The organism is Vibrio sp. Vb1574 (genome assembly GCF_033338675.1).
The window spans coordinates 1-13097 of record NZ_JAWOTC010000055.1 but is presented as its reverse complement, the minus strand read 5'-3'; the positions used below and the strand labels follow the sequence as shown (position 1 = coordinate 13097).

Annotated in this window: 9 protein-coding genes and 1 pseudogene; 1 reads left to right on the top strand and 9 read right to left on the bottom strand. The window is 45.9% G+C overall.

The window, feature by feature from the left end:
* Positions 1-51: 51 nt before the first annotated feature.
* Complete coding sequence (locus tag R7O12_RS21915; protein WP_005382515.1) at positions 52-543, top strand: Rsd/AlgQ family anti-sigma factor; 492 nt, start codon at positions 52-54, stop codon at positions 541-543.
* Between the two features lie 173 nt (positions 544-716).
* Here the strand turns inward: R7O12_RS21915 and rpoC are convergent, their stop codons facing one another.
* The 9 genes and pseudogenes from rpoC to R7O12_RS21870 all read right to left on the bottom strand — a co-directional run.
* Positions 717-4919 carry a DNA-directed RNA polymerase subunit beta' gene (rpoC, locus tag R7O12_RS21910; protein ID WP_005382514.1) on the bottom strand — a complete coding sequence of 1401 codons (4203 nt, stop codon included), beginning with the start codon at positions 4917-4919 and terminating at the stop codon, positions 717-719.
* 104 nt (positions 4920-5023) lie between these two features.
* Positions 5024-9052 (bottom strand): DNA-directed RNA polymerase subunit beta, encoded by a 4029-nt coding sequence (gene rpoB / locus R7O12_RS21905; protein WP_005384685.1) that lies wholly within the window; start codon positions 9050-9052, stop codon positions 5024-5026.
* A 252-nt stretch (positions 9053-9304) separates the two neighbouring features.
* On the bottom strand, positions 9305-9673 hold the full coding sequence (rplL, locus tag R7O12_RS21900) for a 50S ribosomal protein L7/L12 (RefSeq protein ID WP_005382540.1): 369 nt from the start codon (positions 9671-9673) through the stop codon (positions 9305-9307).
* 57 nt (positions 9674-9730) lie between these two features.
* Positions 9731-10225, bottom strand: coding sequence for a 50S ribosomal protein L10 (gene rplJ, locus R7O12_RS21895; protein WP_005382538.1), 495 nt, complete (start codon positions 10223-10225; stop codon positions 9731-9733).
* 293 nt (positions 10226-10518) lie between these two features.
* Positions 10519-11220 (bottom strand): 50S ribosomal protein L1, encoded by a 702-nt coding sequence (gene rplA / locus R7O12_RS21890; RefSeq protein ID WP_005384683.1) that lies wholly within the window; start codon positions 11218-11220, stop codon positions 10519-10521.
* Positions 11221-11224: 4 nt separating this feature from the next.
* The gene (gene rplK, locus R7O12_RS21885) at positions 11225-11653 is read right to left on the bottom strand and encodes a 50S ribosomal protein L11 (RefSeq protein ID WP_005384682.1); all 429 of its coding nucleotides are present in this window, start codon (positions 11651-11653) and stop codon (positions 11225-11227) included.
* A gap of 164 nt (positions 11654-11817) precedes the next feature.
* Complete coding sequence (nusG, locus tag R7O12_RS21880) at positions 11818-12366, bottom strand: transcription termination/antitermination protein NusG (RefSeq protein ID WP_005384681.1); 549 nt, start codon at positions 12364-12366, stop codon at positions 11818-11820.
* A gap of 13 nt (positions 12367-12379) precedes the next feature.
* Entirely contained in the window at positions 12380-12760 is a 381-nt protein-coding gene (gene secE, locus R7O12_RS21875) for a preprotein translocase subunit SecE (RefSeq protein ID WP_005384680.1), read from the bottom strand.
* 266 nt (positions 12761-13026) lie between these two features.
* Positions 13027-13097: pseudogene (locus R7O12_RS21870) on the bottom strand (elongation factor Tu); the annotation flags it as partial.

The following is a 13097-nucleotide window of genomic DNA, read 5'->3' as shown; positions in this document are numbered from 1 at the left end:
CTTTGCTTTGCAAAGGATACGTTCGCCGATGGGCGATCAGATCATGAGGGCATGGTCATGCTAAGAAAATTCAAACAAACACAAGACCAGTGGGGTGGCTCAAGTGATGTCATTGATCACTGGTTAGAGACACGACAATCCCTGATTGTTGAATATTGTAAGCTTGCAGCGCTGCAACCTTGTTCGAAAACCAATGTTATTGAACTCCCATCTCCTTCCGAACTGCAGGATTTCTGTCAGCACCTCGTTGATTACATCTCCGAAGGCCACTTTAAAATTTATGACATGGTTATGGACCGTTGGAAAGCAACCGGCTTTGTCGTGACTAATGAGATCAATCAAACCTATGGTCAAATTGTTCTAACGACTGAACCATTATTGAACTTTAACGATAAGTACTCAGAAGTGACTGAAGATGATGAATTAAATGATTTCGATTCTGATATGTGTCTCATTGGGGAAATTCTTGAGACTCGCTTTGAAGTCGAGGACTATCTGATACAGCAAATCGCAGAAAGCCTGTCTATGCCACCTGGAGCTTAGTATTTGCAAACATTCAGAAATAGAGTGAGAGAAAAGACTGACGATCATCGTCGGTCTTTTTTGTTTCTAGCTTTATCGAAAATCCCACCGGAAGAACAAAGCAATATAAAAAACTAAAAAGGCACCCGAAGGTGCCTTTTTCTTAAGCTTTTAACGATTACTCGTTATATGACTTACTCTTCAGAAGAGAAACCAGCGTTTAGAAGTGCCGCTAGGTTATCCGTTGCTTGCTCAGCAGAAGGACCATCTTGCGCTTCAGAACGTTTAGCTTGACGCTCTTGGTGGTATGCGAAACCAGTACCAGCTGGGATCAGACGACCAACAATTACGTTCTCTTTCAGACCACGTAGGTCATCACGCTTACCAGAAACCGCAGCTTCCGTTAGTACGCGAGTTGTCTCCTGGAACGATGCCGCAGAGATGAACGACTCAGTCGCTAGAGATGCTTTAGTAATACCTAGTAGTTCACGTTCGAAACGTGCAGGCTCTTTGCCTTCAGCTTCTAGGTTACGGTTAGCAATCTTAACTTGTGAGTATTCAATCTGCTCACCAGGTAGGAACTCAGAGTCACCAGAGTGAGTAATAGTACACTTACGTAGCATCTGACGAACGATAGTTTCAATGTGCTTATCGTTAATCTTAACGCCTTGTAGACGGTAAACTTCCTGTACTTCGTTAGCAATGTACTGCGTTACCGCGTGTACGCCACGTAGACGTAGGATGTCATGTGGAGACTCTGGACCATCTGCGATCACATCACCACGTTCAACTTTTTCACCTTCGAATACGTTCAACTGACGATGCTTAGGAATCATCTCTTCGTAAGCTTCACCGCTTTCACGTGTGATCACTAGGCGACGTTTACCTTTCGTCTCTTTACCAAAGCTCACAGTACCTGTGTGCTCAGCAAGGATTGCAGGCTCTTTCGGCTTACGTGCTTCAAATAGGTCAGCAACTCGTGGAAGACCACCGGTGATATCTTTGTTACCGCCAGACTTCTGAGGAATACGTGCTAGTGTTGCACCAACACCTACTGCTGCGCCATCTTCGATGTTCACAATCGCTTTACCAGGTAGGAAGTAGTGAGCTGGCATATCAGTACCAGGGATCATTACATCGTTACCTTGCTCGTCAACAAGTTTGATAGCTGGACGCATATCTTTACCTGCTGAAGGGCGAGCTGCTGGGTCAGTTACTTCGCTTGAAGATAGACCAGTTAGGTCATCAGTTTGACGAGATACTGTTACGCCGTCGATCATATCTACGAACTGGATGCGACCTGCTACCTCAGTAATGATAGGTAGTGTGTGCGCTTCCCAGTTTGCAACTGTTTCGCCAGCTTGAACTGTATCACCATCGCCTTTGCTTAGTAGCGTACCGTAAGGCAGTTTGTGCTTCTCTTTAGTACGACCAAACTCATCAACGATAGTTAACTCTGTCGCACGAGAAGTGATAACGATCTTACCGTCATCAGCCAATACAGATTTAGCGTTGTGTAGCTTGATAGAACCGTTGTTCTTAACTTGAACACTGTTCTCTGCCGCTGCTGTCGATGCCGCACCACCGATGTGGAACGTACGCATCGTTAGCTGTGTACCTGGCTCACCGATAGACTGAGCAGCAATAACACCCACTGCTTCACCTTGGTTCACTAGGTGACCACGTGCTAGGTCACGACCGTAACATTGTGCACAACAACCGAAGTCAGAATCACACGTTACTACAGAGCGCACTTTCATGCTGTCTACTGAGTTCTCTTCCATGATTTGACACCACTTCTCATCGATCAGTGTGTTACGTGGAATAAGAACGTCTTCAGTGCCAGGTTTTAGTACGTCTTCAGCAACAACACGACCAAGAGCAAGCTCAGAAAGTGCAACTTTAACATCACCACCCTCGATGTGAGGCATCATGTCGACACCTTCGTGAGTGCCACAGTCATGTTCAGTTACAACAACGTCTTGAGCAACGTCTACTAGACGACGAGTTAGGTAACCCGAGTTCGCTGTTTTCAGTGCCGTATCCGCAAGACCCTTACGAGCACCGTGCGTTGAGATAAAGTACTGAAGTACGTTCAGACCTTCTTTAAAGTTCGCTGTGATCGGTGTTTCGATGATTGAACCATCTGGACGCGCCATCAGACCACGCATACCCGCAAGCTGACGAATCTGTGCTGCAGAACCACGAGCGCCCGAGTCCGCCATCATGTAGATGCTGTTGAATGACTCTTGCTGTTCCTCTTCACCGTCACGGTTAACTACCGTTTCAGATGAAAGGTTTTCCATCATTGCTTTCGCAACACGGTCGTTGGTCGATGCCCAGATATCGATAACTTTGTTGTAGCGTTCGCCCGCAGTAACAAGACCTGATTGGTACTGTTCCTGGATTTCACGTACTTCTTCTTCCGCTTCTGCGATTTCAGTGTACTTAGCTGCTGGTACAACCATATCGTCGATACCAACAGATACACCAGAAAGTGCCGCGTATGCGAAACCTGTGTACATGATTTGGTCAGCGAAGATTACTGTGTCTTTCAGACCTAGTTTACGGTACGCCTCGTTAAGTAGGTTAGAGATTTGCTTCTTACCTAGCTTTTGGTTAACGATGCTGTACGGTAGACCAGCTGGCACGATTTGCCATAGCATTGCACGACCAACAGTGGTGTCTACCATCTTGGTTTCTGTAGTGCTGTTGCCATCTTCGTCTACAACAGTTTCTGTAATACGTACTTTAACGCGTGCGTGAAGCTCAGCTTGTTTAGTGCGGTATGCTTTCTCAGCCTCTTCTGGGCCAGAAAGGTACATGCCTTCACCTTTCACGTTGATCTTTTCACGAGTCATGTAGTACAGACCCAATACAACGTCCTGAGAAGGTACGATGATCGGATCACCTGACGCTGGCGACAGAATGTTGTTTGTCGACATCATCAGAGTACGAGCTTCAAGTTGTGCCTCTAGAGTTAGAGGTACGTGAACCGCCATTTGGTCACCATCGAAGTCCGCGTTGTACGCCGCACAAACAAGTGGGTGTAGCTGAATCGCTTTACCTTCGATCAGTACTGGTTCGAACGCCTGAATACCTAGACGGTGAAGTGTCGGTGCACGGTTCAATAGTACTGGGTGTTCACGGATTACTTCGTCTAGGATATCCCAAACGACCGCTTCTTCACGCTCTACCATTTTCTTAGCAGCTTTGATTGTAGTCGCAAGACCACGAGTCTCTAGCTTGCTGTAGATGAATGGTTTGAATAGCTCAAGTGCCATCTTCTTAGGAAGACCACACTGGTGTAGACGAAGGTATGGACCTACTGTGATTACAGAACGGCCAGAGTAGTCTACACGTTTACCTAGAAGGTTCTGACGGAAACGACCTTGTTTACCCTTGATCATATCAGCAAGAGATTTCAGAGGACGCTTGTTAGAACCTGTGATCGCACGACCACGACGACCGTTATCTAGTAGCGCATCAACAGACTCTTGCAGCATACGTTTTTCGTTACGTACGATGATGTCCGGAGCAGCTAGCTCTAGAAGACGCTTCAAACGGTTGTTACGGTTGATCACACGACGGTATAGATCGTTAAGATCAGAAGTCGCAAAGCGACCGCCATCTAGAGGTACTAGAGGACGTAGATCTGGCGGAAGTACTGGAAGTACAGTTAGGATCATCCACTCAGGGTTGTTACCCGATGCGATGAACGCTTCTACCAGCTTAAGACGCTTAGTTACTTTCTTACGCTTAGTTTCAGAGTTTGTTGTCTCTAACTCTTCACGCATTTGTTCTGCTTCAGCGTGCATATCCATAGAACCTAGTAGGTCCTTGATAGCTTCCGCACCCATCTTAGCAGTGAACTCGTCGCCCCACTCTTCTAGACGATCTAGATACTCTTCTTCAGTAAGCATCTGACCTTTTTCTAGATCAGTCATACCAGGCTCTGTTACTACGTACATTTCGAAGTACAGAACGCGTTCGATATCACGTAGAGGGATATCCATTAGTAGACCGATACGAGACGGTAGCGATTTTAGGAACCAGATGTGAGCTACTGGTGAAGCCAGTTCAATGTGGCCCATACGGTCACGACGAACTTTAGTTTGTGTAACTTCTACACCACACTTCTCACAGATAACACCACGGTGCTTCAGGCGCTTGTACTTACCACAAAGACATTCGTAGTCTTTAACTGGACCAAAGATACGCGCACAGAACAGACCATCGCGTTCAGGTTTGAACGTACGATAGTTGATCGTTTCAGGTTTTTTAACTTCACCGAAAGACCATGAACGGATCATGTCTGGTGAAGATAGACCGATTTTGATTGCATCAAATTCTTCGGTCTTATGCTGTGCTTTTAGAAAGTTTAATAAGTCTTTCACAATCAGCTCCTGTAAGGAGTTAAAAGGAGCTCACTCGCTAAAGTGAGCACCTTCTTCCAAATAATCGCTTTGATTCTCTCGACTTTCATCAAGAGAGAAAAGGATTACTCTTCGTCTTCTAGCTCGATGTTGATACCTAGCGAGCGGATCTCTTTCAACAGTACGTTGAACGATTCTGGCATGCCAGGTTCCATGCTGTGGTTACCGTCTACGATGTTCTTGTACATCTTAGTACGGCCGTTAACGTCATCCGACTTAACCGTTAGCATTTCTTGTAGCGTGTAAGCAGCACCGTATGCTTCTAGTGCCCATACTTCCATCTCACCGAAACGCTGACCACCGAACTGAGCTTTACCACCTAGTGGCTGCTGAGTTACTAGGCTGTACGAACCAGTTGAACGAGCGTGCATCTTGTCATCAACAAGGTGGTTCAGTTTCAGCATGTACATGTAACCAACAGTTACAGGACGCTCAAACGCATCACCTGTGCGACCATCAAACAGTGTTAACTGACCTGATGTTGGTAGATCTGCTAGCTCAAGAAGTGCTTTGATTGACTCTTCTGGAGCGCCATCAAATACAGGAGTCGCGATTGGTAGACCGCCACGCAAGTTCTTGATCAGAGTACGTACTTCATCATCAGATAGAGAAGCAATGTCTACTTTCTGGCGAGTGTCGCCTAGATCGTAAACTTTTTGTAGGAACTCGCGGAATTTCGCTAGTTCTTGCTGCTCTTTAACCATCTGGTTGATCTTGTCACCGATACCTTTCGCTGCCAGACCTAAGTGTACTTCTAGGATCTGACCGATGTTCATACGCGAAGGTACACCCAGTGGGTTAAGTACGATGTCTACAGGCTGACCTTTCTCATCGTATGGCATGTCTTCAACAGGGTTGATCTTAGAGATTACACCCTTGTTACCGTGACGACCCGCCATCTTATCACCAGGCTGAATGCGACGTTTAACCGCTAGGTAAACCTTAACGATCTTCAGGACGCCAGGTGCTAAATCATCACCTTGAGTGATCTTACGACGCTTAGTTTCGAACTTCTTATCGAAGTCAGCTTTTAGCTCATCCCACTGCTCAGCAAGTTGCTCAAGCTGAGTTTGTAGTGCGTCATCTTCTAGCGTTAGTTCTAGCCACTTCTTACGATCAGTTGTGTCTAGTTTCGCTTCAGAGTAACCGCCTTCAATCAATACAGCTTTAACACGGTTTAGAAGGCCGCCCTCAAGAATCTGGAATTCTTCAGTTAGGTCTTTCTTCGCTTCTTTAAGCTGCATCTGTTCGATTTCAAGCGCACGCTTGTCTTTCTCTACGCCATCGCGAGTAAAGACTTGAACGTCGATGATCGTACCTGATACAGAGTTAGGTACACGTAGTGAAGTATCTTTAACGTCAGATGCTTTTTCACCGAAGATTGCACGTAGTAGCTTCTCTTCAGGCGTTAGCTGAGTTTCACCTTTAGGTGTAACTTTACCAACTAGGATGTCGCCACCCTTAACTTCAGCACCGATGTAAACGATACCTGACTCGTCTAGTTTAGACAGAGCAGACTCACCTACGTTTGGAATATCCGCTGTGATCTCTTCAGAACCAAGCTTAGTATCACGCGCCACACAAGTCAGTTCTTGGATGTGGATAGTCGTGAAACGGTCTTCTTGAACTACGCGCTCAGATACTAAGATCGAGTCTTCGAAGTTGTAACCGTTCCAAGGCATGAACGCGATACGCATGTTTTGACCAAGCGCTAGTTCACCAAGGTCTGTTGAAGGACCATCAGCAAGAACGTCACCGCGTGATACAGGCTCACCTGGCATCACACATGGGCGCTGGTTAATACATGTGTTCTGGTTAGAACGTGTGTATTTAGTCAGGTTGTAGATGTCGATACCAGCTTCACCTGGTACTAGCTCTTCTTCGTTAACTTTAACAACGATACGAGAAGCATCTACTGACTGGATTACACCACCACGTTTAGCAACTGCAGTTACACCTGAGTCAACGGCTACGTTACGTTCAATACCAGTACCAACAAGCGGTTTGTCAGCTTTCAGTGTTGGAACTGCCTGACGTTGCATGTTCGCACCCATCAATGCACGGTTCGCATCATCGTGTTCTAGGAACGGGATAAGCGATGCAGCGATAGATACAACCTGGTTTGTCGCAACGTCCATGTACTGAGCATGCTCACGAGGGTGTAGACCAGATTCACCTTTCTGACGAGCTGTGATCAGCTCATCTGCAAAAGTACCATCTTCGTTTAGCTTAGCGTTCGCCTGTGCGATAACGAATTGGCCTTCTTCGATTGCAGATAGGTAATCTACTTCGTCTGTTACTACGCCATCTACAACGCGACGGTATGGTGTCTCTAGGAAACCGTACTCGTTACAACGCGCAAACGCAGATAGAGAGTTGATCAGACCGATGTTTGGACCTTCAGGCGTTTCGATAGGACATAGACGACCGTAGTGAGTTACGTGTACGTCACGTACTTCGAAGCCAGCACGTTCACGAGTTAGACCGCCAGGACCCAATGCAGAAATACGACGCTTGTGCGTTACTTCTGATAGCGGGTTGTTTTGGTCCATGAACTGCGAAAGCTGTGAAGAGCCAAAGAATTCTTTAACTGCCGCAGAAATTGGCTTCGCGTTGATCAAGTCTTGAGGCATGATTGCGTCAAGATCGCCTAGGCTTAGACGCTCTTTAACTGCACGCTCAACACGTACTAGACCTACACGGAACTGGTTCTCAGCCATTTCGCCTACAGAACGGATACGACGGTTGCCTAGGTGGTCGATATCGTCCACTTCGCCCTTACCGTTACGGATCGCGATCAGCTTCTTCATCACTTCGATGATATCAGTTTCATCAAGTGTGCCTTGCTCTTGAGCATCTTCACGGCCGATAGAGCTGTTGAACTTCATACGACCAACAGTCGATAGATCGTAACGCTCTTCAGAGAAGAATAGGCTTTCGAATAGAGCTTCTGCAGCTTCTTTTGTTGGCGGCTCACCAGGACGCATCATGCGGTAGATTTCTACCAATGCAGAAATACGATCAACCGTGCTGTCGATACGTAATGTTTCTGACATGAATGGACCGTGGTCTAGATCGTTCGTAAATAGAACTTCTAGCGCTTTGTGGCCTGCCTGAGATAGGTTCGCTAATGCTTCCAGGCTGATTTCCTGGTTAGCGTTAACAATGATCTCGCCAGTTGCTTCATTGATGTAATCTTTAGATGCAACTTTACCAACGATGTACTCAACTGGTACTTCGATGTGATCAACGCCATCTTTTTCTAGTTGGCGGATATGACGAGCTGTTACGCGACGACCCTGCTCAACGTAAACTTTACCATTTGCTTCGATGTCGAATGACGCAGTTTCACCACGTAGACGATCAGGAACCAACTCCATCAATAGAGTTTGGTCTTTCACTTCGAAGTTCACTTTCTCGAAGAAGATATCTAGGATTTCTTCTGTCGACTTACCTAGTGCACGAAGGATGATCGATGCTGGTAGCTTACGACGGCGGTCGATACGAACGTACAAGTTATCCTTAGGATCAAACTCGAAATCAAGCCATGAACCACGGTAAGGAATAACACGTGCGTTGTATAAAACTTTACCTGAAGAGTGGGTCTTACCCTTATCGCTGTCGAAGAACACGCCTGGGCTTCGGTGCAGCTGGGATACGATAACCCTCTCGGTACCGTTGATTACGAAGGTACCATTGTCTGTCATGAGTGGAATTTCACCCATGTAGACTTCTTGTTCTTTAATGTCTTTTACAGTACCTGCTGGCGCGTCTTTATCAAAGATAACTAGGCGTAGTTTTACACGTAGTGGCTTTGAGTAAGTTACACCGCGGATTTGACATTCTTTAACGTCAAAAACTGGCTCACCAAGACGGTAGCTAACGTATTGCAGCTCAGAATTGCCGTTGTAGCTCTGAATCGGGAATACAGAACGGAAAGCGGCTTCAAGACCGTATTGACCTTCAGGATCCTGTTCGATAAATTTGTCGAACGAATCGAGCTGGATCGATAGCAGGTATGGAATGTCCAAAACTTGTGGACGAGTACCAAAGTCCTTACGGATGCGCTTTTTCTCGGTATAAGAGTAAACCATGGGGTTCCTCAGCTCGCTGATAAGTGACCCAAACTGTCCGCCCGCTCCTAGTTACTTAAGGGGGGTAAGGGACAGTGACTAATATAGCTGTTTACTGTAGTGACATTTCATTTCGTAAGAATGAAATGTTTTTTGCATGGATATCAGGCGCTTAAACAGCGGGAAAATTCGCCTATACCCTACAGCGCAAAAAGGCCGGTGGTTAAAAAACCACCAGCCAATTAGCCGTTAGGCTAAGAAACTATGCAATAATTACTTAACAGCAACAGTTGCACCAGCTTCTTCTAGCTGAGCTTTAAGAGCTTCAGCTTCTGCTTTCTCAACACCTTCTTTAAGAGGTGCTGGAGCGCCGTCTACTAGAGCTTTAGCTTCTTTAAGACCTAGGCCAGTTGCGCCACGTACTGCTTTGATTACAGCAACTTTGTTACCGCCAGCAGCTTCTAGGATTACGTCGAATTCAGTTTGCTCAGCAGCAGCTTCGCCTGCAGCAGCGCCGCCAGCTACAACAGCAGCAGCAGCAGAAACACCGAATTTCTCTTCCATTGCTTCGATTAGTTCAACAACTTGCATTACAGACATTTCTGCAACTGCGTCTAGGATTTGCTCGTTAGTAATAGACATAACAATTCTCTTTTAAGTCAACAATAAGTTTATTAAGCAACCAGTAAAAAGCAAGGCTTATGCCGCTGCTTCTTGTTTTTGATCGCGGATAGCTGCGATAGTACGCGCCAGCTTGCCAGCCGAAGCTTCTTTCATGCACATCATTAGGCGTGCAATTGCTTCGTCGTAAGTTGGTAGTGTTGCTAGTACTTCAGCGTCAGTTAAAGCGCCTTCAAATGCAGCAGCTTTGATCTCGAAATCTTTGTTCTCTTTAGCGAAGTCTTTGAAAAGACGCGCTGCAGCACCTGGGTGCTCATTAGAGAATGCGATTAGAGTAGGACCAGTGAAAGTATCAGTTAGACACTCGTACTCAGTACCTTCAACCGCACGACGAGCAAGAGTGTTACGAACAACTCTCATGTAAACGCCAGCTTCACGAGCTTGTTTACGTAGAGAAGTCATCGCGCCAACTTGAACGCCACGAGAATCAGCTACAACTGCAGAAAGTGCACCACTGGCAGCTTCGTTGACTTCAGCAACAATTGCTTTTTTGTCTTGAAGGTTTAAAGCCATCTTGGATTTACTCCTGGTTGTCGTTACACCACTCACTATCATCACGACAGTGAGAGCTATTGAGGTGCTTCCCCAGAAGAAAGTTAACTATATTACATAGAGCTTTCTGTCAGTTCGGGCACCATCTACGTAGGATAATTAAGTTTGCTTTTACACAAACACCTACGGTCTTGGACGGAGACTGGGTCTTAATTCATTTCGAACTAGGAGACAGTTCAAAGAACCAAAGTTCAGCCCCAACCACAAATATTAGGCGCAAAATTATACACTAATTTTGCGCCTAAGCAAATAAATTATGCTTGAGTGTTCAGGCTAGCCTGATCAACAGCAACACCAGCACCCATAGTAGTAGAGATGCTTACTTTCTTCAGGAAAGTACCTTTCGCTGAAGATGGCTTAGCTTTCTTCAGAGCAACTAGAAGTGCTTCTAGGTTCTCTTTGATCTGCTCAGCAGAGAAGTTTGCTTTACCGATAGTAGTGTGGATGATGCCGTTTTTGTCGTTACGGTAACGAACCTGACCAGCTTTAGCGTTTTTAACTGCTTCAGCAACGTTAGGAGTTACAGTACCAACTTTAGGGTTTGGCATAAGACCGCGAGGACCTAGGATAGTACCTAGTTGACCTACAACGCGCATTGCATCTGGAGAAGCAACAACTACGTCAAAGTTCATTTCGCCTTTCTTAACTTGCTCAGCAAGATCTTCCATACCTACGATGTCTGCGCCAGCTTCTTTAGCTGCTTCAGCGTTAGCACCTTGAGTGAACACTGCAACGCGGATTTCGCGGCCAGTACCGTGAGGTAGTACAGTTGCACCACGTACGTTCTGGTCAGATTTACGAGCATCAATGCCTAGGTTAACAGCAACGTCTACAGACTCAACGAATTTAGCAGTCGCTAGTTCTTGAAGAAGAGCAACAGCTTCGTTGATTTCGTATTCTTTAGTTACGTCAACTTTTTCGCGGATTACGCGCATGCGCTTAGTTAGTTTTGCCATCTTATTAACCCTCTACCACTAGGCCCATTGAACGAGCAGTACCAGCGATAGAACGCTTCATCGCTTCGATGTCAGCACCAGTCATATCAGCAGCTTTAGTTTCTGCGATTTCTTGGATTTGAGCGTCAGTTACAGTACCAACTTTTTCAGTGTTTGGACGACCTGAACCAGACTTAACGCCAGCAGCTTTCTTAAGAAGAACAGCAGCAGGTGGAGTCTTAGTTACGAACGTGAAAGAACGGTCGCTGTATACTGTGATAACTACTGGAGTTGGTAGACCTTTCTCAATAGATTCTGTTTTTGCGTTGAACGCTTTACAGAATTCCATGATGTTCACACCGTGTTGACCTAGTGCAGGACCTACTGGTGGACTAGGGTTAGCCATACCAGCAGCAACTTGTAGCTTGATGTAAGCTTCAACTTTCTTAGCCATGATAATTCCTAAGTTTGGGTACAAACGCTAATCGCGGATCAGCTCCCCGTTTGTGTAAGAAACTTTTTACTTCACTTGAAGTAAAAAGGCGCGAAATTATAGTCATAATCCGCGCCTTATACAACCCTAAAAAGGTGATTTTTTATACTCTTTAACGAAGAGTCTTAGTCCAGCTTTTCAACCTGACCAAATTCAAGCTCAACTGGTGTCGCACGACCAAAGATCGATACAGACACTTTCAGGCGGCTCTTCTCGTAATCCACTTCTTCAACCGTACCGTTGAAGTCAGCAAATGGACCTTCGTTAACACGTACCACTTCACCCGCTTCGTACATTGTACGCGGACGAGGCGCTTCACTCGCTTTCTCAAGACGATTAAGAATCGCGTCAGCCTCTTTATCCGTGATAGGTGCCGGACGGTCTGAGGTACCACCAATGAAGCCCATGACACGCGGCACACTGCGTACTAGGTGCCATGATTCATCGTTCATAATCATCTGAACAAGGACGTAACCTGGGAAGAACTTACGCTCAGATTTGCGACGCTGACCCGCGCGCATTTCCACTACTTCTTCAGTAGGAACCAGTACTTCACCGAATAGCTCTTCCATGCCGTGCATTTTGATATGCTCGCGCAGAGATTGAGCTACACGACCTTCAAATCCAGAGAAGGCTTGAACCACATACCAGCGTTTTTTTGGAGCTTCACTCATGAATAAAAACCCTCTATACCCCAGTTGCTAGAGCTACTAGACGAACCATAATTCCGTCAATACCCCATAGCACTAGAGCCATTACAATACTTACAGCTAAAACGATCAGTGTTGTTTGCATGGTTTCTTGGCGAGTAGGCCAAACAACTTTACGTACTTCCATACGAGATTCTTTTGCAAAACTGATCGCTGCTTTACCTTTAGTCGTTGTTGCTGCAACGCCTAAGGCAGCTGCAATAAGAACAACAACGCCTGCAGCACGAACCACTACAGACATTTCACCATACAGGTAATTACCCACAACAGCGGCAGCTGCCAATACGAAAGCGGCTACCCACTTAAACGTATCTGCTGCGTTTGAGCTATCAGGAGTTTCAGCATTATTTGCTTTCATAAAACCAACCTGTTACAAGTCTTAATATAGACGACAACAACCCCGCTGTTGCAGGGCAAACTCCATATCGCTGAAAAAATCAGCGTACTCTTCTTAAGATTAAGCCTCTTTGCTTAATCTTGCTCTGCGCCCAACCCACTTCTGAACAAGAAAACAGCAAAAATAATGTTGAGTGCAGAAAAAGGGCATCAAATGATGCCCTTTTTGCTACTGGTTCGTCAAATCTAATTCAAGATTTTCCGAAAGCATCGCTAATTCGCTATGAATTAGTCGAAGATCTTAGCAACAACACCAGCACCTACTGTACGGCCACCTTCACGGATCGCGAAACGTAGAC

Bases quoted from the DNA above. Each gene is read 5' to 3' on its own strand.
- rplJ (WP_005382538.1), bottom strand. From the start codon at position 10,225: ATGGCTTTAAACCTTCAAGACAAAAAAGCAATTGTTGCTGAAGTCAAC.
- secE (WP_005384680.1), bottom strand. From the start codon at position 12,760: ATGAAAGCAAATAATGCTGAAACTCCTGATAGCTCAAACGCAGCAGAT.
- rplK (WP_005384682.1), bottom strand. From the start codon at position 11,653: ATGGCTAAGAAAGTTGAAGCTTACATCAAGCTACAAGTTGCTGCTGGT.
- rplL (WP_005382540.1), bottom strand. From the start codon at position 9,673: ATGTCTATTACTAACGAGCAAATCCTAGACGCAGTTGCAGAAATGTCT.
- rpoB (WP_005384685.1), bottom strand. From the start codon at position 9,052: ATGGTTTACTCTTATACCGAGAAAAAGCGCATCCGTAAGGACTTTGGT.
- R7O12_RS21915 (WP_005382515.1), top strand. From the start codon at position 52: ATGGTCATGCTAAGAAAATTCAAACAAACACAAGACCAGTGGGGTGGC.
- rplA (WP_005384683.1), bottom strand. From the start codon at position 11,220: ATGGCAAAACTAACTAAGCGCATGCGCGTAATCCGCGAAAAAGTTGAC.
- nusG (WP_005384681.1), bottom strand. From the start codon at position 12,366: ATGAGTGAAGCTCCAAAAAAACGCTGGTATGTGGTTCAAGCCTTCTCT.